Annotated in this window: 26 protein-coding genes; 5 read left to right on the top strand and 21 right to left on the bottom strand. The window is 68.7% G+C overall.

Features of this window, described 5'->3' with window-relative positions:
- Nucleotides 1-59: 59 nt before the first annotated feature.
- From ACFXGJ_RS15795 to ACFXGJ_RS15695, 21 genes are all read right to left on the bottom strand, one after another.
- Entirely contained in the window at nucleotides 60-488 is a 429-nt protein-coding gene (locus tag ACFXGJ_RS15795; protein WP_378621569.1) for a hypothetical protein, read from the bottom strand.
- 126 nt (nucleotides 489-614) lie between these two features.
- Nucleotides 615-1,097, bottom strand: coding sequence for a hypothetical protein (locus ACFXGJ_RS15790; protein ID WP_378621567.1), 483 nt, complete (start codon nucleotides 1,095-1,097; stop codon nucleotides 615-617).
- Nucleotides 1,094-1,663 (bottom strand): hypothetical protein, encoded by a 570-nt coding sequence (locus ACFXGJ_RS15785; RefSeq protein ID WP_378621565.1) that lies wholly within the window; start codon nucleotides 1,661-1,663, stop codon nucleotides 1,094-1,096. The genes ACFXGJ_RS15790 and ACFXGJ_RS15785 overlap by 4 nt, the downstream gene beginning before the upstream one ends.
- The gene (locus ACFXGJ_RS15780; protein ID WP_378621562.1) at nucleotides 1,630-2,949 is read right to left on the bottom strand and encodes an MCE family protein; all 1,320 of its coding nucleotides are present in this window, start codon (nucleotides 2,947-2,949) and stop codon (nucleotides 1,630-1,632) included. The genes ACFXGJ_RS15785 and ACFXGJ_RS15780 overlap by 34 nt, the downstream gene beginning before the upstream one ends.
- Nucleotides 2,946-4,070, bottom strand: coding sequence for an MCE family protein (locus ACFXGJ_RS15775; protein WP_378621560.1), 1,125 nt, complete (start codon nucleotides 4,068-4,070; stop codon nucleotides 2,946-2,948). The genes ACFXGJ_RS15780 and ACFXGJ_RS15775 overlap by 4 nt, the downstream gene beginning before the upstream one ends.
- Complete coding sequence (locus ACFXGJ_RS15770) at nucleotides 4,067-5,323, bottom strand: MCE family protein (RefSeq protein ID WP_378621557.1); 1,257 nt, start codon at nucleotides 5,321-5,323, stop codon at nucleotides 4,067-4,069. The genes ACFXGJ_RS15775 and ACFXGJ_RS15770 overlap by 4 nt, the downstream gene beginning before the upstream one ends.
- Nucleotides 5,323-6,345, bottom strand: coding sequence for an MCE family protein (locus ACFXGJ_RS15765; RefSeq protein WP_378621555.1), 1,023 nt, complete (start codon nucleotides 6,343-6,345; stop codon nucleotides 5,323-5,325). Before ACFXGJ_RS15765 ends, ACFXGJ_RS15770 begins: the two co-directional genes overlap by 1 nt.
- Nucleotides 6,342-7,358, bottom strand: coding sequence for an MCE family protein (locus ACFXGJ_RS15760; RefSeq protein ID WP_378621552.1), 1,017 nt, complete (start codon nucleotides 7,356-7,358; stop codon nucleotides 6,342-6,344). The genes ACFXGJ_RS15765 and ACFXGJ_RS15760 overlap by 4 nt, the downstream gene beginning before the upstream one ends.
- Nucleotides 7,355-8,524 (bottom strand): MCE family protein, encoded by a 1,170-nt coding sequence (locus ACFXGJ_RS15755; RefSeq protein WP_378621549.1) that lies wholly within the window; start codon nucleotides 8,522-8,524, stop codon nucleotides 7,355-7,357. Before ACFXGJ_RS15755 ends, ACFXGJ_RS15760 begins: the two co-directional genes overlap by 4 nt.
- A 7-nt stretch (nucleotides 8,525-8,531) precedes the next feature.
- Nucleotides 8,532-9,383: an MlaE family ABC transporter permease gene (locus ACFXGJ_RS15750; RefSeq protein WP_378621547.1), complete on the bottom strand. Its 852-nt coding sequence runs from the start codon at nucleotides 9,381-9,383 to the stop codon at nucleotides 8,532-8,534.
- A gap of 4 nt (nucleotides 9,384-9,387) precedes the next feature.
- Nucleotides 9,388-10,128, bottom strand: coding sequence for an MlaE family ABC transporter permease (locus tag ACFXGJ_RS15745; protein WP_378621570.1), 741 nt, complete (start codon nucleotides 10,126-10,128; stop codon nucleotides 9,388-9,390).
- A gap of 61 nt (nucleotides 10,129-10,189) precedes the next feature.
- Nucleotides 10,190-11,470, bottom strand: a complete 1,281-nt coding sequence (locus ACFXGJ_RS15740) for a cytochrome P450 (RefSeq protein WP_378621543.1) — start codon at nucleotides 11,468-11,470, stop codon at nucleotides 10,190-10,192.
- Nucleotides 11,471-11,492: 22 nt separating this feature from the next.
- On the bottom strand, nucleotides 11,493-13,130 hold the full coding sequence (locus ACFXGJ_RS15735; protein ID WP_378621540.1) for an acyl-CoA synthetase: 1,638 nt from the start codon (nucleotides 13,128-13,130) through the stop codon (nucleotides 11,493-11,495).
- 24 nt (nucleotides 13,131-13,154) lie between these two features.
- On the bottom strand, nucleotides 13,155-14,417 hold the full coding sequence (locus tag ACFXGJ_RS15730; protein WP_378621537.1) for a hypothetical protein: 1,263 nt from the start codon (nucleotides 14,415-14,417) through the stop codon (nucleotides 13,155-13,157).
- The gene (locus ACFXGJ_RS15725; protein ID WP_378621534.1) at nucleotides 14,411-14,962 is read right to left on the bottom strand and encodes a nuclear transport factor 2 family protein; all 552 of its coding nucleotides are present in this window, start codon (nucleotides 14,960-14,962) and stop codon (nucleotides 14,411-14,413) included. The genes ACFXGJ_RS15730 and ACFXGJ_RS15725 overlap by 7 nt, the downstream gene beginning before the upstream one ends.
- Before the next feature lie 42 nt (nucleotides 14,963-15,004).
- Nucleotides 15,005-15,199, bottom strand: a complete 195-nt coding sequence (locus ACFXGJ_RS15720) for a ferredoxin (RefSeq protein ID WP_378621531.1) — start codon at nucleotides 15,197-15,199, stop codon at nucleotides 15,005-15,007.
- A 2-nt stretch (nucleotides 15,200-15,201) separates the two neighbouring features.
- On the bottom strand, nucleotides 15,202-16,653 hold the full coding sequence (locus tag ACFXGJ_RS15715; RefSeq protein ID WP_378621528.1) for a cytochrome P450: 1,452 nt from the start codon (nucleotides 16,651-16,653) through the stop codon (nucleotides 15,202-15,204).
- On the bottom strand, nucleotides 16,650-17,474 hold the full coding sequence (locus tag ACFXGJ_RS15710; RefSeq protein WP_378621526.1) for an SDR family oxidoreductase: 825 nt from the start codon (nucleotides 17,472-17,474) through the stop codon (nucleotides 16,650-16,652). The genes ACFXGJ_RS15715 and ACFXGJ_RS15710 overlap by 4 nt, the downstream gene beginning before the upstream one ends.
- Complete coding sequence (locus ACFXGJ_RS15705; RefSeq protein ID WP_378621523.1) at nucleotides 17,474-18,697, bottom strand: cytochrome P450; 1,224 nt, start codon at nucleotides 18,695-18,697, stop codon at nucleotides 17,474-17,476. Before ACFXGJ_RS15705 ends, ACFXGJ_RS15710 begins: the two co-directional genes overlap by 1 nt.
- On the bottom strand, nucleotides 18,694-19,269 hold the full coding sequence (locus ACFXGJ_RS15700; protein ID WP_378621519.1) for a TetR/AcrR family transcriptional regulator: 576 nt from the start codon (nucleotides 19,267-19,269) through the stop codon (nucleotides 18,694-18,696). Before ACFXGJ_RS15700 ends, ACFXGJ_RS15705 begins: the two co-directional genes overlap by 4 nt.
- Nucleotides 19,270-19,361: 92 nt before the next feature.
- Complete coding sequence (locus ACFXGJ_RS15695; RefSeq protein WP_378621516.1) at nucleotides 19,362-20,219, bottom strand: mycofactocin-coupled SDR family oxidoreductase; 858 nt, start codon at nucleotides 20,217-20,219, stop codon at nucleotides 19,362-19,364.
- 271 nt (nucleotides 20,220-20,490) lie between these two features.
- On the opposite strand from ACFXGJ_RS15695, the gene ACFXGJ_RS15690 reads away from it, so the two are divergent.
- The 5 genes from ACFXGJ_RS15690 (at nucleotide 20,491) to ACFXGJ_RS15670 (ending at nucleotide 25,634) form a co-directional block, all read left to right on the top strand.
- Nucleotides 20,491-21,957, top strand: coding sequence for an aldehyde dehydrogenase (locus tag ACFXGJ_RS15690; protein ID WP_378621513.1), 1,467 nt, complete (start codon nucleotides 20,491-20,493; stop codon nucleotides 21,955-21,957).
- Between the two features lie 80 nt (nucleotides 21,958-22,037).
- On the top strand, nucleotides 22,038-22,787 hold the full coding sequence (locus ACFXGJ_RS15685; RefSeq protein WP_378621511.1) for an SDR family oxidoreductase: 750 nt from the start codon (nucleotides 22,038-22,040) through the stop codon (nucleotides 22,785-22,787).
- Nucleotides 22,784-23,683, top strand: a complete 900-nt coding sequence (locus ACFXGJ_RS15680; protein WP_378621508.1) for an NAD(P)-dependent oxidoreductase — start codon at nucleotides 22,784-22,786, stop codon at nucleotides 23,681-23,683. Before ACFXGJ_RS15685 ends, ACFXGJ_RS15680 begins: the two co-directional genes overlap by 4 nt.
- Nucleotides 23,680-24,111 (top strand): carboxymuconolactone decarboxylase family protein, encoded by a 432-nt coding sequence (locus ACFXGJ_RS15675; RefSeq protein ID WP_378621504.1) that lies wholly within the window; start codon nucleotides 23,680-23,682, stop codon nucleotides 24,109-24,111. Before ACFXGJ_RS15680 ends, ACFXGJ_RS15675 begins: the two co-directional genes overlap by 4 nt.
- A gap of 56 nt (nucleotides 24,112-24,167) precedes the next feature.
- Nucleotides 24,168-25,634, top strand: a complete 1,467-nt coding sequence (locus ACFXGJ_RS15670; protein ID WP_378621501.1) for an FAD-dependent oxidoreductase — start codon at nucleotides 24,168-24,170, stop codon at nucleotides 25,632-25,634.
- The last annotated feature ends 39 nt before the right edge of the window (nucleotides 25,635-25,673 follow it).

Raw genomic sequence — 25,673 nt, 5'->3', positions numbered from 1 at the left:
GGCCGGCACCCGTCGTGCGACGCGGTGCCGGCCCCGTCTGTCGGTTGGTCGGTCCCGGCTCAGCAGAAGGGCCAGACGAACGAGCAGTCCTGCGTGGTCGTGGTCGTGGTCGTGGTCGTGGTCGGGTTGTTCGTGCCACCGGCACCACCGGCGCCACCCGCACCACCGCCACCGCCGTTGGCAGCACCACTGGTGGCGTTACCACTGTTGCCACCGGTCGCGGCCCCACCGTTGCCGGAGGACACACCGCCCTGGGTGCCGTTACCGATGTTCACCCCACCGATGGCCACGTTGCCGGAGCCACCCGCACCACCGGTGGCATTACCACCGTTACCGGACTGGGCGTTACCCGACTGAGCACTACCGCCCGCGCCACCGGGTGCACCCGCACCGCCGTTCGCGTCAGCGGAGGCGATGCCTGCTCCCGCGGCCAGGGCAAAGGCGGCGATGGCTGCAGTAGCAAAAGCGCGCTTGATGGTGTTCGACATTGTCTGTCTCCTCGTTCGGTGGGGGGTTGGCCTTGCTCGGTCACACAAGCTTGCAACCCCGCGACCAGCACCGATAGGCACCCAAGGGGGCAACAACCCCACCCCTCGAGGTGAGGATGTACCCCCCTAGATCGGCGTCACCTCGCTGACCAGCCACTGGCCGTCCACCAGGTCCACTCCGACTCGCACCCGACTCGAGGTGCTCGCCGGAGCGGGATGCGCCACGCTGGTCGTGATCTGGTCGACGAACAACAACAGCTGAGCGTGATCTCTTGTCCCGCCGAGGAATCCGACGTCGACCACGCGCGCCCTGGTGCTCAGCCCCTGCTCCTTCGACTGGGGTGCGACCGTTTTCGTGGAGAAGTCCACGAATCCCTCCTTGAACGACCCGGTCGTCCCGGTAGCCGCCGCGGCGAGGTCCTGGTCCACCGTCTGCGCGTTGTAGCTCAGCAGCGCCTCGACGCGTCCCGGCGCCGCCGCGATCGCGCCGCCGCGAGCCGTCTCCGCGGTCACCGCCTGCCGGTGGGTCCACACCAGTGCGCCGCTGGTGACCACCAACGCGAACCCCACCAGCACGACTGCCCCGCGACGCGGGGCCGGGCCCCTCACGGCACGAACTCCACACGCGACATCAGCATCCGCCCGGCCACCTCGTCCACCGACACCCGGAGGCGATAGGTCCTGTCCGTCGCCGGACCCGCAGAGTTGGCGACCCGCGCCGAGGCCGCCACGACCACCACACCCGAACCGCCGGACTCGCTCGCCAGAGCCGCCTCGTCCACCCGACCGTCCGAGTTGACCGCGGAGTCCCGGACCGACCCGAGGAAACCCGAACCACCGTCCCTCATCTCGTCGGCGAAGGCGCCGGTGCTCAGCGACACCAGCCTGGCCAGGTCCGCGTCCGCGGTCGCGGAATGGATGTCGATCAGGGCGAGCACCCCCTCCCGGGCCGCGGCCACCAGGGACTGCCGGTGGGCTTCCCGCGCGCGATCCGAACGCAGCGCACCGACGCCCAGAACCACCGTCGCGACGAGTCCCGCGGTCGCCGCAGCGACGAGGACCCGCAGCGTGATTCGTCGGGCACGACCCGACGTCCGGGTGCCGGTGACGGCCGGCATGTCGTCAGGCATCGGGTCGGCCGTCACGGATTCGGGGGTGTCAGCAACTGTTGCCACGCCTGGTCCCTCCCGGTCTGACCGGCCGCGGGCGCGAGGTCGGTGTGCTGGTAGGCCTGGCCGTCCGCGCCGGTGTAGCGCTCGTCCGGCGCGTTGGTTCCGGACGGCACGTACGGCCCCCCGCTGCGGCAGATGTCGGGACTGGGTGCCCGCTTGCCGGGCACCTCCGCACACGGGATGTTCCTGGACCCGCGCACCGCGAACTTCGAGTTCTGCGGCACCTTGCAGTACAGGTCCGGCGGGGTGTCCGGGACGCTCGTCTCCGTCGGATCACGGCGCTGGTCGGCGGGCAGGTAGCCCGCCGAACACGCCGCCGGATCCTGCGCCTGGAGATGGAAGTTGACGTTCGCCGCCCCGTCCTCCTGCCCGCGCTGCACCACGGTCTCCTGGGCGGCCACCAGCGGCGGCAGGATCACCAGGACCTGCTCGAGGGCGGCGTTGTAGGTGACGGCGACCTGGGCGGTACTGGTCAAGTTGGCCAGTAGCACCGGCAGGGTCGGGCGCAGTTCCTGGAACAACGAGTCGGCCTGGGTCGCGAAGCCCGGGCCCTTGTCGAGGATGCCCCGCACCGACCCGTCGGCAGCGGCCAGTTGGCCGCTCACCTGTGCCACGCTCGCGGTCCACCGCCGAATCTGGTCACCGGTGACCGCCTGGGTCTCGAGCAGAGGGGCCAACTGCTGGACGAGGGTGGTCGCGGGGGTGGTCGCCCCGGACAACTGGTCGACGAACGAGGTGGTCGAGTCGAGCAGCCGCGCGAGATCCGGCCCGCGGCCGCCGAAGGCCGCGGCCGATTCGTCGATCACCGAACGCAACTTGTCCTGTGGGACCGACGCCAGCATCGCCTTCGCCTGGTCGAGGACCGGGCCGATCTCCCGGGGGACCGTGACCTGGTCCCCACCGATCACGTCTCCGTCGCTCAGGAACGGCCCGTCACCCGTGCTCGGTTGCAGGTCGACGTACTGTTCACCGATCGCCGACACGCTGCGCACCGCGGCGGTTAGTCGGGTGCTCGGCACGGGAACCGAACTCTGCAGCGACAATTCGGCCCGCACCGCGTCCGGATCGAGCCGAACCGTGCGCACCTGGCCGATGGTGTCGCCGCGGTAGGTGACATTCGCGTTCCGGTACAGGCCGCCCGCGTCGCGCAGTTCCACCGTCACCGAGTAGCGGCCGATGCCGAGCATCGTCGGGACCCGCAGGTACGAGATCGCGGCGGCGGTCATCCCGATGACCGCGAGCACGGCGAAGACCGTCAACTGCCTGCGCACGAGTGGTGTGAGGATCATCGTCCGGTGCCCTCCTTCGCCGGCGCCGCGGGTCTCCCCGCCGCCTGCAGCGGCGCCGTGAGCGGGTTGACCGGTTGACCGCCCGCAGGTGGGGTTTGCGGCGCCCCGAGGGGTGTTCCGAACCCCAGACCCGACCGCAGTCGCGGCGTGGTCAGGTCGATCAGCGCCCACAGATTCGTGTAGTCACCGCGCATGCCCTGGTCGATGGTGGTCTGCGGGAACGGGAACGTACTGAGGTTGCCGAGATTGTTGATCAGGTCCGGCCCCGTCTCGACGACCCTCTGCAGTGTCGGTTCCAGCGCGGCCAGGTTCGCCTTCAGGTCGTCCCTGGTCCGGTTCACCAGGTCGGTTCCGACAGTCCCGAGTTTGCCGACCGAATCGAGGGCCGTGGTCAACGCGGCTCGCTGACCGTCGAGTACGGCCATCGCCGGGTCCAGGGTGTCGAGCGCCCTGCCCAGCACGTCCCGCTGCGCGCTGATCTCTCCGGCGAACCCGTCGAGGTTCGCCATCGTGGTCACCATCGCCCCGCGCTGCCGGTCCAGGGTCACGGACAGCGAGTCCATCTGCGACAGCAGATCCCGCACCGAATCGGTCCTGCCGGTCATCGCCCTGTTCAGTTCGGTGGTGATGCTGTGCACCTGTGCGAGCCCGCCACCGTTGAGGACCACCGACAGCGCGGTCAGCGCCTCTTCGGTCGTCGGGTACACCCCCGCGGAGCCGAGCGGGATCACCGAGCCGTCGGCGAGCCTGCCCTCGGGTGGCACCCCGGTCGGCGGCGCCAGGGCAACGTGCTTGGATCCGAGCAGACTGGTCTGCCCGATCCGGGCCGTCGCGTTCGCCGGAAGTTGCACCGACTGGTCCAGCGACACCGTCACTTTCGCATGCCAGTTGTCCGTCTCGATGGCGCGGATGCTGCCGACGGTGACGTCGCCCACGAGCACGGGCGAGTTCGGACTGATCGAGGTGACATCGGGCATCTCGATCACCACCGAGAAGCTGCCCGGCCCGCGCCCGGCCGCACCCGGCAGCGGCATCGAGTTCAATCCGCTCCACTGACAGCCCGACACGAGCACCGCCGCCAGCAGGCCGGCGCCACCGATTCCCCACGCGCGCTTCGTCATCGAGTCGCCTTCCCGGGCGCCATCAGCTGGGCCAGGTTCGGCGGCACCGCGACGGCCGGCATGGTCAGCGTGGGTGTCGAGACGGCTGCGGCCGGCTTCAGCTGCGGCTCGCTGTACACCAGCTGGTCCGGCGTGGCGCCGAGTGCGCGCGTCGGATTGATGCTGAGGTCGGGGTAGTTGGCCTTGACCGTGTTCAGCAGCGGACCCAGGTACTGCGCGCACAGTTCCGCACCCTTGGCCGAGGTCTCGTTCGCGAGGCCGGCGATGCCGCCGCAGATCAGGTCGATCGGGTTGCCCATGTTCTGGAAGGCCGGGACGCCGACCATCGCGCCCTGCGCGGGCCGGTAGACGTTGTAGTAGTTCGACAGTGCGGTCGGTGCCAGGTGCAGCACCTTCTCCAGACCGTCCTTCTTGGTCACCAGCACCTGCGAGACGTCCGCCAGCTTCTGCACCTGTTCGGTCAGTCCGGCACGGTTCTGCGCGACGAACCGCTGGACGTCGGCGATCGCGGTGTCCAGATCGGCGAGGGCGGGTGCCAGCTGGGTTCGGCTGTCGGCCAGTACGCCCGTCACGGTGGCGAGGCGGCCCTGGAACTGGACGATCTGTTCGTTGCTGGCGGCCAGCGCCGTGGTGAAGGCCTGCAGACCGCGGATGGTGCCGAACAGGTCGCCACCGCTGTCGGAGAGGGTACTCATCGCGCGCGAGAGCTCCGTGACGCTGTTGCCGAGGGCGGTCCCGTTGCCCTGCAACGCGGTTCCCGCCGCGTCGAGCAGGTTCGCCGCGGTGCCGCGATCGTTCCCGTTGGGCCCCAACGCGTCGGCGGCGCGACCGAGCTGCTCCTTGACCTGGTCCCACTCGACCGGCACCGCGGTGCGGTCGAGGCCGATCTCGGCGCCGTCGCCGAGGGCGGGGGCGGCGTCGTCGGTGACGGCGGGAGTCAGTTGCACGAACCGCGCCGAGACCAGCGACTGCGCGACGATCACCGCCTTCGCGTCGGCGGCGACCGGCACCGAGCGGGCCAGCTTCAGTTGCACCCGCATCCGGGTTCCCTCCGGGCTGACGGAGGTCACCTTGCCGACGTCGACCCCCACCACCCGTACGTCGTCGCCGACGTAGAGTCCCGTCGTGGACGTGAAGTAGGCGGTCACCTGGTAGTACCGGAAATGTTGCACGGCAGCGTATCCGGCCACCATCACCGCGGCCACCACGGCGAGACCGATCCCGCCGACCACCATCGCGCGCCTGGCGGACATCAGCGGACCTCCGGAATCGGCAGCGGTGCGGGCGGTAACCCGAACATCGCGTTGATCAGTGGCTGGGTGAACTGCGCGGGCATCAGGTTCTGCACGTACGCGTAGTAGAAGGGCCCGCTGGCCACCGTGTCGCCAAGTGTCCCGACGTAGGTGCCGAGCCCGTCGATGCCCTGCGCCAGGTTGTCCCGGTTCTTCTGGAGAATCCCGACCACGGTGTTGAGCTTGTCGAGCGCCGGGGTCAATTGTGCCTCGTTGTCGTGCACCAGTCCGCTCAGCTGGGTGGACACCGCCGAGACGTTGGCGATCACCTCCGACAGCGCGCCCTGTCGGCGAGCGAGTTCACCGAGCAGCGCATTGCCGTCCACGAGCAGCGAATTGACCTGCGGTCCGCGCTCGGCGAGCACGCCCGCCACCTTGTTCGCATCGGCGAGCAGGGCCCGCAGTGTGTCGTCCCGTCGCGTGAGGCTGTCGGAGATCCGGGCCACCCCGTCGAGCGCGGGACGCAGGCTCGGCGCGCTGTCGGCCATCACCTTGCCGACCTCGTCGAGCGACGCCGACAGCCGGTCGAGGTGGATGTCCTGCACGGTGGTGGTCAGGTCGCCGAGCACCGCAGGCAGCGAGTACGCAGACCTGGTGCGCTCGAGCGGAATCCGGCCGCCGACCGGGATCAGGCCATCCCCCGCGAGGTCGAGGGTGACGGCACGCCTGCCGAGCAGCGACATGGTGGTGATCGCCGCCGCGGTGCTCTCACCCATCCCGACCGCACCGTCCAGGGTGAAGTCCACCCGGGCGTGACCTCGCTCGACGGCGATCGTCTCGACCGTGCCGATCTTCACCCCGGCGGAGTTGACCTCGTCGCCGGGGGCCAGGCCGCTGGCGTCCTCGAACACCGCACTGTAGCTCGCCCCGGACTTCACGAACTGCAGTTTCTGGTACTGCAGCGCAGCGAGCACCACCGCCGCCGTGACGGCGAGGCCGACCACACCCACCCGTACCGCCTGGCTTTCCACCATGCTTCTCATCGCGGCGCGCACCTCCCGGTCTTCTGGTCGGCCAGGTCGACCGTCATCGGCTTGCCGTCGGCACCGTCGACTTTCAACGCGATGCCGCAGAGGTAGAAGTTGAAGAACGACCCGTAGGCACCGACCCGGATCAGCTGCCGGTAGTTCGACGGCATCGACGCGAATATCCGGTCGAGTTCGCCCTGCTGCTCGATCAACGGGTCCAGGCTGGTGTCGACCTTGCTCACGGTGCCGGCGAGGTTCGGCCGGAGATCGCTCAGCAGGTCTGCGAACGTGCCGGTCGCCGTGTTCACACTCGTCACCGCGTTGCCGATCAGTTCCCGGTCCCCCGCGAGCCCGCTGACCAGTTCCTGCAGATGCTCGAGGGTGCCGCTGAATTGGCCACCGCGACCACGCAATTCACCGAGCACCCCGTCGAGGTTGGCGATCACCCGGCCGATGAGTTCGTCGCGGTCGGCCAGCGTGTTGGTGATCGATCCGGTGTTCGCGAGCACCGACGCGACGGTGCCGGACTGCCCCTGGAACACCTCGAGCAGCGACATCGACAGCGCGTTGACCTGCTCGGGGTCCAGCGCCTGGAACAGCGGCCGGAACCCTCCGAGCAGGGCATCGAGGTCGAGCGCGGGGGCCGTGCGTTCGACCGGGATCGTCCCACTCAGGGCCGGCGTCTCGGCGTCGCGGGGTCCGTCGAGCAACTCGAGGTACCTGTTGCCCACCAGGTCCTGGTAGCGGACTGCGGCCCTGGTCGCGACCGTCACGGTGTCCCCGGAGTCGACGGTGAACTCCACCTGCGCCCGGTGGTTGTCGCCGAACGCGACGGAACTGACCGCCCCGACCGGGACGCCGGCGATGCGGACCTTGTCCCCCGCCTTCAGCCCGGACACGTTGACGAACTCGGCCGAGTAGGTACTCGCGCCGCCACCACGGAACTGCCCGAACACGAGAATCAGGCCCGCGTTGACCAACAGCATGACAAGAACGAAGATCCCGAACTTGACTGTGTAGCCCTTCATCGCACCGCCGTCCCGAACAGGTAGCTCATCAGGTTCGGCACGCCCTCGATCGGCCGTCCGCCGTTCGGCTGCCGGTCCGGGGCGAAGGGATTGACGCCGATGTCGGTCACCAGGAAGGGCGCGTTGACGTTCGGGTCGCGCAGCGGCAGCCCCATGCACTGCGGTCCGCCGGTCGCGGCCACCTTGGGTAGGTCGTCCGGGTAGCGGTACGGCTCGGTGCCGGCGATCAGTCCGATCGACATCTTGATGCCGGGCTGCCCGTTGTACGCACCGTCACCGATCTTCTTGCTCTCCTGCAGCCCGTGGAACATGCACGGGATGGCGGGCGAGTACTCCTCGAGCAGCGCGGTCGTCGGCTTCAGCAGCGCGAGGACGTTCGCGAGCCCGTCGGCGTTGGCGCCGAGGACGTCCCGCCCTGTGTTCGCCAGCCCGGTCACATTGAGCAGCAACAGGTCCATGTTCGTCCGTTGATCGACGACGGTGTTGCCCGTCGTGGTGAGCGAACCGAGCGACGCCATCAGGTCCGGGGCCAGCGCGGAGTAGGTGTCGGTCACCGGCGGCAACGTGGTGAGCACCCGGTCGAGTGCGCCGTGCGCGGTGGAGAACTCGGCGAGGGAGTCGTCCGCCTTTCGCAGTGCGTCGCCGAGGCGGTCCCCGCGCCCCTGCACTGCGGTCGAGATCGCACCGAGGGTGGAATCGAGCTTGCCGGGGTCGACCGTGCGGAGCACCGCTGTGAGCTTCTCGAACACAGTGTTCAGCTCCACCGTCACGTGTGAGGCGTCGATCGTCGCGCCCGGTGACAGCCGTTCGGTCGCCGGGTCGGCGGGCGCCGACATGCTGACGAATTTCGCACCGAAGGCGGTGTTCGAGGTCACCTGCACGTCGACGTTGGCCGGGATCGACTCCAGCGCATCCGGATCGACGAGCAGGGACAGTCGCGCGGTGGTGTCGTCGGTCGAGGTGATGGACTCGACGGTGCCCACCGTCACCCCCGCCATCTTGACCCGCGCGCCGGGGTCCATCACCAGTCCCGCGCGCTGCGCCACCACCGTGATCGGAACGCGGTCGGTGAACGACTGGTCGAACAGCGCCACCGAGAGCCCGACGAGACCGGCGACCGCGACCACCAGCGCCAGCGCGGCGAGCTTGTATCCGTACTTGTGCACGTGCCCCCTAGCCGGACAGGTTGAAGTTGCCGGAACCGCCGTAGATCGCCAACGAGACGAGCAGGGTCACCGCCACCACACAGATCAGCGACAGCCGGACCCCGCGACCGACCGCGGTGCCCACCCCGGACGGTCCGCCCGCTGCGTTGTAGCCGTAGTAGGTGTGGATGAGCATCACGAGCATCGCCATCACCAGCACCTGCACGAACGACCACGCCACGTCGATCGGATCGAGGAAGGTCGTGAAGTAGTGGTCGTACAGACCCGACGACTGCCCGAAGATCACCACCGTGGTGAACCGGCCCGCCAGGAACGAGGCGACGAGAGCGAGCGAGTACAGCGGCAGGATCGAGAGCATGCCCGCCACCACGCGGGTGCTCACCACGTACGGCACGGAACTGATCGCCATCGACTCGAGCGCGTCGATCTCCTCGCTGATCCGCATCGCCCCGATCTGCGCGGTGGAGCCCGCGCCGATCGTCGCGGAGAGACCGATACCCGCGATGACCGGCGCCGCGATCCGCACGTTGATGAACGCGGAGAAGAACCCCGTCAGCGCCTCCACGCCGATGTTGCCGAGCGAGCTGAAGCCCTGGATCGCGATGGTGCCGCCGGAGGCGAGGGTCAGGAACCCGACGACCGCCACGGTGCCGCCGATCAACGCCAACGCGCCCGTGCCCATGCTGATCTCGGCGATCAGGCGCAGCACCTCCTTCGGGTGCTTGCGCACCGCCCACGGGATGTGCGCGATTGCGCGGGTGAAGAACACGGCCTGACGACCGATGTCGTCGACCGACCGCGAGACCCGCGCGCCGCGTGCGCGCGTGGGGCCGAACTTGCCGATGACTGCCAGCGCCATCTCGTCACCCCGCCGTCATTCGGATGCCCACCGCGGTGACGATGGTGTTGACCACGAACAGCGCCATGAACGCGTAGACCACCGTCTCGTTGACCGCCTCGCCCACGCCCTTCGGCCCGCCCCGCACCGACAGGCCGCGATAGCACGCGACCAACCCGGCGAGCAGCCCGAACAGGGCGGCCTTGACCATGGAGAGCGCGACCTCGGGGAGCCCCGTGAGCAGCGTGATCCCGTCCGCGAACGCGCCGGGATTGACACCCTGGAGGAAGACCGAGAAGACGAAACCACCTGCGATGCCGATCACGCAGACCAGACCGTTGAGCAGCAGCGCCACCAACGTCGAGGCGACCACCCGAGGAATCACCAGCCGATTGACCGGATCGATGCCGAGCACCTCCATCGCGTCGATCTCCTCGCGGATGGTCCGCGAGCCGAGGTCCGCCGCGATGGCGGTGGCGCCGGCGCCGGCGACGATGAGCACCGTGACCACCGGACCGACCTGGGTGACGGCGCCGAGCGCGGCGCCCGCGCCGCTCAGGTCGGCCGCCCCGATCTCGCGCAGCAGGATGTTGAGGGTGAAGCTCACCAGCACGGTGAACGGCACCGCCACGAGCACCGTCGGGACTATCGACACGCGCGCGATCATCCAGCTCTGCTCGAGGAACTCCTGTAGCTGAAAGCGCGTGCGCACCAGGCCGACCGCCACATCGGCACCCATGCGGTAGAACTGGCCGAGCTCACGCATCGGCCCGGTCAACTTCGTGTTCACCACGAGCCCTCCCCTCTCCGTGAACCGCGGAGCCGCGTCAGTGCGCCACGGGACAGTGGCCGCCGGTGGACTCACCCGTGCCGTAGTCGACCTCGAAGCTCTTGATCCCGTTGATCCAGCCGGATTGCAGCCGGCTCGGATCGCCGAGCTTGGTGATGTCCGGCATGTGGTCGGCGATCTTGTTGAAGATCAGGTCGATCTCCATGCGCGCCAGGTTCGCACCGATGCAGTAGTGCGGTCCGGTACCGCCGAACGCGAGATGCGGATTCGGGTCCCGGGTGATGTCGAAGACGTTCGGGTTCTCGAACACCTCCTCGTCGAAGTTCGCCGATCCGTACAGCAGCACGACTCGCTCCCCTGCCCTGATCGGAGAGCCCCCGATCTCGGTGTCCACCAGCGCCGTTCGCTGCATCGACGTCAAGGGCGACGCCCAGCGGATGATCTCGTCGGCGGCCGTCTTCGGACGGTCCCGCTTGTAGAGCTCCCACTGGTCCGGGTTCTCCATGAAGGCAATCATCCCGAGCGTCGTTGCGTTACGGGTGGTTTCATTGCCCGCCACCGCGAGCATGATGACGAAGAATCCGAACTGTTCCGGGGTGAGCGCCTCCCCGTCCACGTCGGCGTGCACCAGCTGCGAGATGATGTCCTCGGTCGGTTCCGCGCGTCTTGCCTCGGCCAACTGGTAGGCGTAGCCGAGGATCTGCGCCGACGCCATCCGGGACGCGCCCGCGAGCGACTCGTCGTCGTACCCGGTCATCTGGTTCGACCAGTCGAACAGCTGCCGGCGGGCGTCCTGCGGAACGCCGAGCAACTCCGAGATCGCCTGCATCGGGAGTTCGCTCGCCACGTCGGTGACGAAATCGCCACTCGGCTTCGCCACCGCCTCGCACGCGATCCGCTCCGCCCGCTCCTCGAGTGTCGAGCGCATCGACTCCACGGCGCGCGGAGTGAACAGCCGCGAGACCAGCTTCCGCAGTTGAGTGTGCTCCGGGGCATCCTTGTTGATGAGGACGTGCTTGGTCACCTCGAGTTCCTCGGCGGAGATGTCGTCCTGGTGCCGGGGTATCGATCCGTTGACGTTGTTGGAGAAGTCTTCCGGCCGCCGCGACACCTCGCGCACGTCGGCGTGCCGGGACACCACCCACGCACCACCGTCGTGGAAGCCACCGGTTCCCGACTCCTGCGCGTTCCACCACACCGGTGCGCAACGCCGCAGCTGCGCGAACTCGGCGAGCGGAACCCGCTCTCCGTACAGCTTCGGATCGGTCACGTCGAAGCCGCTCGGCAGGTCGAGCGTCGGAACGTTCAGTTCGGTCATCGCTGGGCCTTTCGTAGGGAAGTCAGTCGATTCGGTGATCGGGCCGGTGCGCGGCCGCGTGGTTCGCGGCCCACCGGTACTCCGGCTTGCCACTCGGGGTCCGTTCGACGTCCGGCACGATCCAGAAGGACCGCGGAATCTTGTAGCCGGCCAGCTGGCTCCGGGCATGCTTCTCGATGCTCTCGAAGTCGGGCAGGCCGTCGCGGGCTCGCATCACGACCGCGACCCGCTTGCCCCAGCGCTCGTCGGGCACACCGACGACGATCGCGTCGTAGACGTCGGGGTGGGCCTTGACCACCGCCTCGACCTCCTCGGCGAACACCTTCTCGCCGCCGGTGTTGATCACCATGTTGCCCCGACCGAGCAGAGTGACCGAGCCGTCGTCCTCGATCCGGGCGCGGTCGCCGGTGACGACCGCACGCCGCGAGCGGCCGTCCGGGAGGCCGTGCACCTCGCGGAAGATCTCGGCCGACTTTACCGGGTCGTTGTAATACCCCAGCGGTACCGGACCGATCTTGGCCAGCCAGCCCTCCGCACCGGATCCCGGTGCCTGCACCCGGTTCTCGTCGTCCACGACGACGGTGTGCCGGTGCGAGCCCACCTTCGGGCCCCCGTGCTGGTCGAGCCCCTTGGTGGCGAACCCGATGCCACCGAAGCCGGTCTCGGAGGATCCCACCGAATCGGAGATCATCAGGTTCGGGAGCGCGTCGAAGAAGGCATCCTTGACCGAACCGGAGAACAGCGCGGCCCCCGAGGCCACCACGGCCAGGCTCGAGGTGTCCGCGCCGGACCCCCGGAACGCCTCCACCAGCGGCCTCCCCATCGCGTCGCCGGTGATGACCATCGCGGTCGGCCGATGCCGTCCGACCAGCTCCCAGGTGCGGGCGGCATCGAACTTCGGGTCGTAGATCACGGCATTGCCCGAGAGCAGGGCAGTGAACGTCGGCATCAGGGCAGAGGTGTGGATCAGCGGCGGCAGAATGAGCATCCGCATCGGCTCACCGGCCGCACCCGTACGGGACTGCTGGAACTCGTCGGCGATCGGCTCACCGGTGAAGAAGTCCAGTCCGCCGGCGAGTACTCGCCACATGTCCTCCTGCCGCCACACCACTCCCTTGGGCCTGCCGGTGGTACCACCGGTGTAGAGGATGTAGACGTCGTCGCCGCTGCGCCCGCCGAAGCCGCGCCCCCGCGACGCCGACGCGAGCGCGTCCTGGTAGCGAACCGCGCCGGGCAGCAGCGACCGTGTCCCGGTCTCGAGCACGTCGGGGACCTCGACCAGGTGCCGGATTCGTGGGACCTCGTGCAGCGTCTCGGCGACCCGATCGGCGAATCCGCTGTGGAACACCACCGCGTCCAGGTCGGCATTGTCGTAGAGATACACCAGTTCGTCGGTCGTGTACCGGTAGTTCACCGTGACGGGCACCGCCCGAATCTTGAATGCCGCCAGCACGGCGACCATCGTCTCGATCGAGTTGTGCATGTGAATTCCGATGTGGCTGCCCACGCCGAAGCCGGCGGCCTCGAGGTGATGCGCCAACCGATTCGCCTGCTCGTCGAGCTCACGGAAGGTGACCTCCTCGCCCGAGGCGATCAGGGCCAGACGGTCAGGCATCGCGTCGACCGCGTGCTCGAACAGGTCTGCGAACGTGTAGGCCATGCGAGGTCCTTCGGGCTCGGTCGCTCAAACTACATAGAGCGGCAACGGAATACCACGGTCTTCGAACTCAAATCCCGCACCCGTGCTGACCTTGGTGATCGCCACCTCGACGCATTCGGGGGCCGGTTCGGCCGCGGTGTCGACCGCGACGAGCAGTCCGGCGGGATCCTCGCTCACCACCCGCACCGTGAAGTGCGGGTTCACGCCGCGCACCAGTGCCTGCAACGGCCCGAGGTGCTCACCGTCGACGAGGGTGGGCCACCCGCCGTCGGTGTCGACGAGCCCGTTCCTGCCGATCCACAGTTCCAGCCGCGCACCGTCGAATCGGATCTCACTGTCCACGTACTGCTTCGGGGTCAGCAGCGGATGCAGCGCCAGCACGCTCGCCAGCCCCTCGAGGTCGCCGGGCAGGCCGAGTGCGTCGCGGATGCGCTGCGCGCTCACTCCCGCGATGCCGGTCAGCTGTTTGCGGGTGATCTCCACTGCGGCGGCCTCGTCGACACGTTTGCGCACCGCGACGAGGAATCCGAGGGCGAGCAGGTGATGTTGCAGGCACACCTCCTCCGCGATGCGGACCAGCGCCGACTGGGAGAAGTCCGCGAACCTGACGTCGGCGAGGAGCGGTCCCGAGTAGTCGTGCGCGCCGTCGCCGTCCACGTCGATCGGGCTCAGCTCCACCGCGGCGGCCGCGGTTCGGCCGATCCGCTCGGTGTGCGGTTCCATCACCGGCGGCACGTGCGACGGGTCGATGGTCACCGTCCACGCGCAATGCGGATGCCGGTCCGCGGGACGCCGGGGCGGGCGGTGGATCGGCCGCACCTGGGCGTGCGGATTGGTGGCCAGTGCGGTGGCGTCGAAGGTCGGGTCCTCGATGTCGTGACACATCGAGGTGACGTACTCGTCCCCGAGCGGTTCGACGTCCATCAGCGCGCCGCAGTGGTCGAGCCAGAACTCGCCGTGCATGGGGTCGTCGACGCGGTAGCGGAAGTCCATGAATTGTGGCGGCGCCCCGATGTCGAGTTGCAGCCCCTTGAAGATGGTCACCACGGTGTCGCCCTCGTAGCGCAGCGCCTTCTGCATGCGGCGGGTGTACCAGGGGCTCGATGCCTGCCACTCCTCGATCGCGACCTGCGCCATGCCCTCCCGGCCGAATTTCACGATCAGGTGCGCCATCCCGGAGCGGTCGATGAGCTGACCGCACAGCAGCAGCTCGGGCACCAACGTCGCGAGGTCGCGCCGCGAAAGCGCTGCGAACGAACTCTGTGGCCAGGTCACGGGGCTCACCACAGTGGCACCGGAGCCTGGCCGGCCGGGTACCAGCCGGGCAGGCGCTCGCCGGAGAGGGACCGTTGAATCCGCGACTGCATGCCCGTCGACAACGCGTTGTTCTGGATCATCTCCATGAACAGCGCCGACACGTTGCCGAAGTCGAAGAAGTCGCGCTGCCAGGACCACTGGTAGTTGCCGCCGTACCGGAACCAGCTGCCGCCGATTCCGTACACCGAGTAGTTGCTGCCGTCGGCCCGGGTGGCATCCGAGACCTGCTTCCACAGTCCGATCACCGTGCCGCTGCGTTCGTCGACGACGAATTCCTGGTACGGGTACTGCCAGCCTTCGAGCCCGTTCATCTCCAGGCCGAGCGCCACCTCGCGGATCTCCTCGCGTCCGACGGCCATGAAGTCCTGCTTCGGCCCGTAGTTCCAGCCGTAGGTTGCGTCCTCGGTGTACATGTCCGCCAACGGCTTCCAGTCGCCGGCCGCCTCGGCCCTCTTGTTCTCGCCAATCCAGCGCTGAACCATCTCGTCGAGCTCGGCGCGGTCGAATCCGGTCATCTTCAGTCGTCTCTTTCTCGATGTGTGAAATCTCCGGTGATGTCAGTCCTCGACGATCCGCAGGGCCTGTGTCGGGCAGTACCGCACGGCGTTCTCCACGTCCGCCCGCGCCGACTCCGGCGGCGACGCGTCGAGGAGCGTGACCTTTCCGCGGCCCGGCACCGAGAACACCTCGGACGCCTCCAGCTCGCACGCCGCATGGCCCTGACACAGGTCCAGATCCACCTCGATGCGCACGGTCAGGCCTCACCGTCGGCGTGCGTGACCGGGCAGCCGGCCGGCGCGACCGCGACGGCGGCAGCCGGTTCGGCGCGCGCGGTCCGCCTGCGGTAGCGCACCCGGCACGGCTGCTGCAACTGCACGACCATCTTGCTGTGGTCGTTGCGGTAGCTGTCGGCAGGCTGCGACATCTCGAACTCGTAGTCCCGCAGCAGGATCGAGAAGATCGCCTTCAGCTGCATCTGCGCGAACGCGGCACCGACACAGCGATGCCTGCCCGCGCCGAACGGGATCCAGGTCCACCGGTTGACGATGTCCTCCTGGTTGGGGTCGATGTAGCGACCGGGGTCGAAGTCGTCCGGCCGCGGGAAGTCCTCCGGAATCCGGTTGGAGATCGCCGGCGTCGCCGCGACGAGGTTGCCCTCGAGGATCCGGAAGCCCCCCACCTCGAAGTCCCCGCGAGCGACCCGCAGCAGGATGATCAGCGGCGGGTGCAGCCGAAGCGTCTCCTTGATCACCGACTCGAGCACCGGAATCTGGCGCAGTGCATGGAAACTGATGTCCGCACCGTCGGAGTACAGCTCGTCGAGCTCGGTCACCACCCGCTTCATCGCATCGGGGTGCCGCAGGAGTTCGATCAGCGACCAGGCCGCGGTCCCGGAGGTCGTGTGGTGTCCCGCGAACATCATCGAAATGAAGATGCCGGTGATCTCGTCGGCGCTGAACCGCAGTTCGCCCTCGTCGCCGGTGACCGACACGAGGACGTCGAGCATGTCCCGGTCCTCCTTGCCCTGCGGCGGGTTCGCGACGCGACCGTTCATGATCTCCTGCACCAGGGCGACCAAGGCGACGCGAGCCTCGTCGCGACGCCGGAAACTCTCGATCGGCGCGTAGGGGTCGACGAACGCGATCGCGTCGGTGCCCTGTTCGAGCTCGTGGTAGAGCTTGGCGAACCGGTCGTCGAGCTGGTCGCGGAACTTCTTGCCGATGAGGCAGGCCGACGAGGTGTAGATGGTCAGCTCGGCGAAGAAGTCGAGCAGGTCGATCTCGCCCTCCTCGTCCCAGCCCGCGACCATCGCCTCGACCTCGCTGCCGATCGTGGCGGCGTGACCCTTCATCTGTTCACCGCGCAGCGCCGAGTTGTGCAGCATCTCCTTGCGCCGCTCGGGGCTGGCGTCGAAGACCACACCCTCGCCGAAGATCGGCTTCATGAACGGGTACGCGGCCTGCTGGTCGAGGTCCTCGTCGCTGGAACGGAAGAAGAACTCGTTGGCCTCGGCGCCGGAGAGCAGCACCACCTCGCGCTCGGCGAGCTGGAAGATGCCGACGTCGCCGCATTCCGCGCGCACCCGGCGCATGAGCGCGATCGGGTCGGTGCGCAGCTCCTCGAGGTGTCCGTGTTCGCGCTCGCCACCGGACACGCGTGGCGGGTTGGGCAGCGCCGCGGACTTCTCCTGCACTCCGTGTGTCATGTCGTCTCCTGAGAGGTGGTGTCGGGACGGGGGCTCGGGGGCGTCGGATCGTGCAGCGGCGCTTCGGGCTGGACCTCCACCAGGACCAGATGCGCACCGCGCGGCGCCGTCACCACCGCCACGATTGCGTTCGCGAGGTCGGAGGCCCGCAGGAAGTAGCCGTGCCGGGCGAATCCCCAGCGCTTCCACGACTCCGCGAGCGGCCCGATGATCTCCGGTGTCGCGTCCATCCCCATACCGGTGAGGGTGGGACCCGGTCGGACGATGGAGGCGCGAATCCCGGTGCCCTCGAGCTCCATTCGCATCTGCCTGCCCATCGACTCGACGCCTGCCTTCGCGGCGTCGTAGGCGCCCATCAGTGGACGCTGCCGATTCGCGCAGTCGGAGCCGATCAGCACGAAGTCGCCGCGGCGCCGCTCCCGCATGCCGGGCAGCACCCGGTGCGCCAGTCGTTGGGCACCGACGAGGTGCACGTCGACCTGCTTCAGGAAGCGCTCCGGATCCATCTGGTCCGCGGCGCCGAACTCGAGGTCGCCCGCCCCCGAGACCGCGATCTCGATCGGTCCGAGCGCGGCCTCCGATGCGGTGACGAAGGCGTCGACGGAGGCGCCGTCGGTGACGTCGAGGAAGTGCGCGAACGCCTCGCCGCCGTCGCTCCGAATCTTCTCTGCGATCGCCTCGCAGTCGGCGACCCGCCGGGCACCGAGCGCGACGGGGTGACCGAGTTCGGCCAGCGCGTAGGCGGTGGCCGTTCCGATCCCCGAGGATGCTCCGCTGATCAGCGCGGGTCGCCGGCTGGGATTGGGTTCGAATCTGGGCATCAGCGCACCTGCACCTTCACCGGCAGGGCCGCGAATCCCCGCACGTTCGTCGAGTGGACACGTTCGATCCCGGACTCGTCGATCTCGAATCCGGACACCTGGCGGGCGAATTCGGCGAGCGCGATGTTCGCCTCGAGCCGGGCCAGGTGCGCGCCGAGGCAGAAGTGCACGCCACCGCCGAAACTGGCCAGCTTGTTGGCCCCGTTCCGGCCGATCAGGAACTCGTCGGCATCGTCGAACACGTCGGAGTCACGGTTGGCCGAGCCGATCAGGAGCAGCATCTTCTCCCCCGCGGGCACGGTCTGGCCGTAGTACTCGAGATCCTCGGCGGTGGTCCGCGCGACGATCTGGCTCGACGTGTCGTAGCGCAGGGTCTCCTCCGTCCACTGGGACACCCGAACCGACTGCGATCCCGGGTCGGGGTCGGACAAGAGCGGCGTCATCTGATCGGGATTCCGTGCGCCCCAGTAGAGCGCATTCCCGAGCAGCTTCGTGGTGGTTTCGTTGCCCGCCACCACCATCAGGAACATGAATCCGAGAATCTCCGCGTCGGACAGCTTGTCCCCGTCGATCTCGGCGTCGAGCAGCGCGGAGGTGAGGTCCTCGGTGCGCGCGAGCCGGCGCTCGGCAATCATGTCCCGGTAGTAGGTCATCAGCGCCATCGAGGACTCCACCGCGGCCTGCGGGACGTCGAGGACACCATCCTCTCGATGCACCACCAGGTCCGCCATCCTGCGCAGCTCGGCACGATCCGGCTGCGGAACACCCATCAGCTCCGAGATCACGTCCATCGGCAGCTTGCCGGCGACATCGGCGATCCAGTCGAACTCTCCCGACTCGAGCGCCGGGCTCAGGTGCTGCTTCGTGAGTTCCTGGATGCGACCGTCCATCTCGGCCACCCGGCGCGGAGTGAACCCGCGAGATACCAACTGCCGCAGTCGCATGTGCCGCGGATCGTCCATCGCGAGGAAGGACATCACGTAGTGCGCGTGCGGGCCGTAGGCAGCCGGGTCGAGCGAGACGCCGTTGGCACTCGACAACCTCCGGTTGTCCTTGAACGCGTCGGCGACGTCGGCGTGCCGCGAGAGTGCCCAGAATCCGAGGTCCGGGTTGTGGTACAGCGGCGACTCCGCGCGGAGCCTGCCGTACACCGGGTACGGGTCGTCGTGGAATCGGTAGTCGTACGGATTGAAGACCACCGGGTCGGTCAGGGCTTCGGTCATCGTTGCTCCAGGATCATTCTCGCGGACGCCTCCAGGCGGCCGGCAATGTGCGCGTAGGTGCCGTACCCCATGCCGGCCCGCAGAAGCGCTCCGGCATAAAGCAGTTCGAGAGTCTCGATGGTGTCGGGGTCGCTGCCCGGCCCGAGCGCCGCGGCGAGGCGCCCGTGGATCTCGGCTCCGATCCGGCCGCGGAGATGCTCCACGTCCGGGTCGGTGCCGAGCAGTGCACTCGTCACCGCGGCGGAGACCTCCGGCTCGTCCGCGATCAGCAGCGCGATGTTGCGCAGCACCGCCAGCACCCGAGCGGTCCGGTCGAGTCCGGCACCGCCGGTGACCGGCGACCCCTGCAGTCGACGCCAGAACACCTCCGCGACGAGATGCTCCTTCGACGAGAAGTAGGTGTAGGCCGTGGCGGGCCCGACCCCGGCGCGCGCGGCCACCGCGCGCACCGTGAGCCCGGCGAACTCCTGCTCGCGCAGCACCTCGACGCCGGCATGCGTCAACCGATCGACCGTCTCGGCCTGCTTCTCGGTCAGCCGCCGTCGGGTGGACTCGAAACTCCGACTGGACACATGTCTGGACGCTACTACGGGCTCATGTCCAGAGCAACGGTCGCCGAGGCGTGGCGCGCCGATCGATTCGGTCATATCCGCTGGCCCTGGACCTAGAGGCCGATCTTCATGCCTGCGCCACCGTCGACGCGCAGCTGCTGGCCCGTCACGTAGCGCGACTCGTCCGACGCGAGATAGAGCACCGCGTGCGAGATGTCCTCGGGCTCGACCCAGGGAATCGGCATGGCCTGCATGAACGGGAAGGTCACCGCGGCGTCCTCGGCCGTGGGATTCGCGAGGTCCGGCCGGAAGGTCCTGTACATCGGCGGACTCTGCAGCATGTCGGTGTTGCAATTGGTCGGGTGGATCGCGTTGACCCGGATCGAACTCGGCCCGAGGGTCAGCGCGAGCGAGCTCGTGTACGTCTGGATCATCTTCTTGGCCAGCCCGTACCCGTCCCCACCCGGACCCTGCAGGGCCTGCTGACCGTTGAATCCGGTCTGCGGCACCAGGCCCGCGACCGACCCGATCGCGATGATCGAGGCGCCCGCCCCGAGATGCGGCATTGCCGCGTGCACGGTGTTCACGACGCCGACGAAGTCCACGTCGAAGGCATCGACGAAGCCCATGTTGGGAATGTGGTTGCCCAACGGGCAGATTCCGGCATTTGCGACGACGATGTCGAGGCCGCCGAGCTGAGCGACCGCATCGGCCAGTTCCGCCTCCATCGCGGCGCGGTCGCGGACGTCGACCTTCGCGGCGACCACCGTGCGCCCGGTCTTCTCCACCAGCTTCGCGGTGTCCGCGAGATCGGCCTCGCTCGCGAGTGGGTACTCGTTGCTTCCAATGTCGGTGCAGATGTCGAACGCGATGACGTCGGCACCCTCTTCGGCCAGGCGAACCGCGTGACTGCGGCCCTGCCCCCTGGCCGCACCCGTGACGAAGGCGACCTTGCCGGCAACTCGGTTCATTGCATTTCTCCCTCTGATCGAACGAACGGGGATCCGTGAACGGGCGCGCTGCACCACGCCTGCCGGACATCGCGAACGGAGAGGCTCGCGAGCGGCGACGACTGTCCCGGCACTGGCGGCCGGGCGACGCGGCGGTGTGACGAAGACTAGACACGGATTCCTTCGTTTGTCGATACCCGAATTCGAAATCGCTTATGCCCGACACCCATTGCGTGCGACATTTGTTCGAACTATAGTCCAGACACCTGTCCAGAAAGGGAGGGTTCGCGCAATGACGCTTCGACCTGCCGACAGCTCGGCACTGCTCGTCGACGGAAAGCTGATCCCGGGCTCCGGGGGAACTTTCGAGGTCCTCAACCCGGCCACCGAGGAGGTCGTCGGCCTCGCCGCCGAGGGCACCGCCGCGGACATGGACGCCGCCATCGGGGCGGCACGGCGCGCCTTCGACTCGACCGACTGGAGCCGCGACCCCGCGTTCCGGGCCCGATGCCTGCGACAACTCTGCGACGCGCTGCAGTCCCACATCGAGGAGCTGCGCGAGATCACCATCGACGAGGTCGGGGCTCCCGCCATGCTGACCAGGGGTCCGCAGCTCGAGGGTCCGATCGAGGACCTTCGCTACTGGGCGGATCTCGCCGAAAACTATTCCTGGGAGAGCGATCTCGGGAACGCGACGCCGATGGGCATCCCCACCGCTCGACGCGTCCTGAAGGAGGCGGTCGGGGTGGTCGGGGCCATCACCCCGTGGAACTTCCCACACCAGATCAACTTCGCCAAGCTCGGTCCCGCGCTCGCCGCGGGCAACACCGTGGTGCTCAAACCCGCCCCCGACACCCCGTGGTGCGCGGCCGTGGTCGGCCAGGTCATCGCCGAGGAGACCGACATTCCCGCGGGCGTCGTCAACATCGTGACCTCCACCGACCACGGGCTCGGCGCTCAGCTCGCCGCCGACCCGCGGGTCGACCTGATCTCCTTCACCGGATCGACCGCGACCGGCAAGGCCGTCATGCGCACCGCCGCGGACTCGCTGAAGAAGGTGTTCCTCGAACTCGGCGGCAAGTCGGCCTTCGTGGTGCTCGATGATGCGGATGTGGCGGCCGCCAGTTCCGTCGCCGGCTTCTCGGTGTGTGTTCACGCCGGCCAGGGCTGCGCGCTGACCACCCGGCTGCTGGTGCCACGCGCCCGGTACGACGAGGCGGTGGCCGCGACCGCCGCGGCGATGTCCGGCATCCGCGCCGGCGACCCGTCGAATCCCGGAACCGTCTGCGGGCCGGTGATTTCCGCTCGCCAGCGCGACCGCGTGGAGGGCTACCTGAAGCTCGCCGTCGAGGAGGGCGGCACCATCGTCACCGGCGGTGGGCGACCCGCGGACCGCGAACGCGGGTACTTCGTCGAACCCACCCTGATCGCGGGACTGGACAACTCGGCCCGCGTCGCCCAGGAGGAGATCTTCGGCCCCGTGCTGGTCGTCCTGCCGCACGACGGCGACGACGACGCGATCCGGATCGCGAACGAGTCCCCCTACGGCCTCTCGGGCGCGGTCTGGGGCACCGACCCCGATCGGGTGAACCTTGTGGTGGCGGGCATTCGCACCGGGACGCTCAGCGTCAACGGCGGAGTCTGGTACTCCGCCGACGCACCCTTCGGCGGATACAAGCAGTCGGGCATCGGCCGCGAGATGGGCGTGGCCGGCTTCGAGGAGTACCTGGAAACCAAACTCGTCGCCGGTCCCGCGTAATTCGGCTCACGGCACCGTATTTCACCGCCCCCGGCAGTTCCCGACCACAGCACCTCTCGACACGGAAAGCAGGACTTCACATGGGACGTTTCGACGGACGCACCGCCATCGTGACCGGCGCCGCACAGGGCATCGGAGAGGCGTATGCCCGCGCGCTGGCCACCGAGGGGGCGAACGTGGTGGTGGCTGACCTCAACCGCGAACTCGGCGAGACCGTGGCCAAGCAGATCGTCGCCGACGGCGGATCCGCGGCGTTCAAGGAGGTCGACGTCGCGGACGGCGCGTCGACGCAGGAGCTCGCCGCCTTCACCATCGAGAAGTTCGGCAGTATCGAGCACCTGGTGAACAATGCCGCCATCTACGGCGGCATGAAGATCGACTCGCTGCTCACCGTGGACTGGGACTACTACCGCAAGTTCATGAGCGTGAACATGGACGGCGCGCTGCAGGTCTGCCGGGCCGTGGTCCCGCACATGCGCGCCAACGGCGGTTCCATCGTGAACCAGTCCTCCACCGCCGCCTGGCTGTACTCGAACTACTACGGCCTGGCGAAGGCGGGGATCAACAGCCTCACCCAACAGCTCGCCACCGAACTCGGCTGGTCGAATATCCGCATCAACGCGATCGCGCCCGGCCCGATCGACACCGAGGCCACCCGCAGCGTCACCCCCGGCAACATCGTCAAGGACATGGTCAAGCGAATTCCGCTGCAGCGCATGGGAACCACCGAGGACCTGGTCGGCATGTGCCTGTTCCTGCTCTCCGACGAGGCCGGCTGGGTCACCGGCCAGATCTTCAACGTCGACGGCGGACAGGTCTACCGCTCGTGACCGCGGCCGCCACCGACGTCACGGTCGGGTACATCGGGCTCGGCAACATGGGCGCGCCGATGGCGAAGCGACTGCTCGACTGGCCCGGCGGCCTCGTGGTCTGCGACGCCCGCGCCGCGGCCACCGAACCGTTCTCCGCGGCCGGCGCACGCACCGCGGCCACCCCCGCCGGCGTCGCCGCCGAGGCCACAGTGATCTCGGTGACCGTGCTCGACGACGCCCAGGTGCGCGACGTCGTCGCCGGCCCGGACGGCATCCTGTCCGCCGCACGAGCGGGCACCGTGATCGCGGTGCACTCGACGATCTCGGACGTCACCGCCGTGGAACTCGCCGGGACCTGCGCGGAGGCGGGCGTCCACCTGATCGACGCCCCGATCAGCGGCGGCGCGCCGGGCGCCCAGCAGGGCCGCCTCGCGGTCATGGTCGGGGGTTCGGACGAGGCGTTCGCCGCGGTGCGCGAACCGTTCGGCCGATTCGCGGAACTGGTGATCCACGCCGGCGACGTCGGCGCGGGAACGCGGATGAAACTGGCGCGCAACCTGCTCCACTTCATCTCGTTCACCGCGGCCACCGAGGCTCAGCGCCTCGCGGAGGCGGCGGGCCTGGACATCCGGGATCTCGGCAAGGTGGTGCGGCACACCGACGCGATCACCGGCGGGGCCGGGGCGATCATGCTGCGCGAGACCACGGCTCCGGTCGCCGAGAGCGACGGCTGGTTCCCGATCCTGAGCCACGTCCGCAACCTCGGCGAGAAGGACCTGTCCCTGGCCCTCGACCTCGGCGAACGACTCGACGTCGACCTACCGCTGGCCACCCGTGCGCTCTCGAGCCTCGGCCCCGGCCTCGGTGTCGGCGGCGGCGCCCTCTCCGAATCACTCACGAAGGAGCACACATGACCGAGCGGAACGAACCGACCGAGGCCCGGTCGCGCGGCGTCGCGATGATGAACAAGGTGTACGGCTGGGAGATGCCCGCCGACATCCCCGGTGACTTCTTCGCCGTCACCGCAGACCACCTCTTCGCCGACATCTGGACGCGGCCGGGCCTGAGCCTGCGCGACCGGCGACTGCTGCTGCTGGGTGCGATCACGGCGCAGGGTCAGGGCGACGTCGCGAAGATCCAGCTGGGCGCCGCGCTGCAGAACGAGGAACTCACCGAGCAGCAGTGCGAGGAGGCCGCGATCTTCCTGTGCCACTACGTCGGCTGGCCGCTGGCCACCGGGCTGAACAACGCCCTCATCGCCGTCAAGGCCGACCGCCGCAAGGCGGCCCGCGCCGCGGCGAAGGCGGCCGAGGCAGAGTCCGCGGATTCGGCCACCGGCTGACGCCGAAACCGAAATACTGCACTCAAGGCAACAATCCCGAGAAGAAGGACCGATTCATGGCCGAGGCCAACCCTATCCGCCCCCTGTCCGTCGGCCAGGTACCGACCTGGCATCACGAGGCCGACGTGGTCGTCGCCGGCTACGGCATCGCGGGCGTCAGCGCCGCGATCGAGGCGGCCCGAGCCGGCGCGGACGTGCTGGTACTCGAGCGCACCAGCGGATGGGGTGGCGCGGCCGCCCTCGCCGGCGGCTTCATCTACCTGGGCGGGGGCACCCCGCTGCAGAAGACTCTCGGGTTCGAGGACTCCCCCGAGAACATGAAGGCCTTCATGATGGCGGCGCTCGGACCCGGCGCGGACGAGGAGAAGATCACCGACTACTGCAACGGGAGCGTCGAGCACTACCAGTGGCTCGTCGACAACGGCGTGCCGTTCAAGGAGAGCTTCTACGGCCAGCCCGGCTGGGAGACCCCGTTCGACGACGGCCTGATGTACTCCGGCGGCGAGAACGCCGCCCCGTTCAACACCGTCGCGACTCCCGCCCCGCGTGGGCACGTCCCCCAGATGACCGGCAAGCGCACCGGGGAGAAGGGCGGCGGCTTCATGCTGATGAAGCCGCTGGTCGAGACCGCGGAGAAGCTCGGCGTGCGTCACGAGTACGACATGCGGGTACAGCGGCTGATCATGGACGGCGACCGCGTCGTCGGCATCGTCGCCAAGCAGTACGGCAAGGAGATCGCCGTTCGCGCCCGCACCGGCGTCGTGCTTGCCACCGGCAGCTTCGCCTACAACAAGGAGATGGTGCAGGCCTTCGCGCCGCGCCTGATGGGCAAGCCCGGGGCCTCGATCGAGGAACACGACGGCAAGGCGATCCAGATGGCGCAGGCCATCGGCGCGGACCTCGCGCACATGGACGCCACCGAGGTCGCGTTCTTCGGCGACCCTCAGCTCATGGTCCGCGGCATCCTCGTCAACGCCCGCGGTCAGCGGTACGTCAACGAGGACACCTACCCGGGCCGGATCGGCCAGGAGACGCTGCTGCGCAACGACAACCAGGCCTATCTCGTCATCGGCGAGGCCGCCTACGAGGAGGGCAGCGCGGCGGACAGCTCGACGCCGTTCTTCCGGTTCCAGCCCAAGTGGGTGGCCGAGACCGTCGAGGAACTCGAATCGGACATGGGCCTGCCGGAGGGCACGCTGGTGTCGACGGTGGAGGTCTACAACCGGCACGCCGAGCGGGGCGAGGATCCGGTCCTGGGCAAGAAGTCCGAGTGGTGCAAGCCGATCGGCTCCCCGATCGCCGCGCTCGACCTGCGCAACTTCACGGCCGGCTTCACTCTCGGCGGCCTGCGGACCACGATCAACTCCGAGGTGCTGCACGTCTCCGGCGAGCCGATCCCCGGGCTCTTCGCCGCCGGCCGCTGCACCGCGGGAGTCTGCGCGGGTGGCTATGCGTCGGGAACCTCGTTGGGCGACGGCAGCTTCTACGGTCGCCGGGCCGGGATCGCCGCCGCCAAGGGGTAGGCGGCAGCCCCGTCCGTGCGCGGTTGGCGTGTACTCGCC

Source organism: Rhodococcus sp. NPDC059234 (genome assembly GCF_042754225.1).
Classification (GTDB): domain Bacteria; phylum Actinomycetota; class Actinomycetes; order Mycobacteriales; family Mycobacteriaceae; genus Rhodococcus_G.
Note: the sequence above shows the minus strand (reverse complement) of the source record. Positions and strands in the feature narration are given on the sequence as shown.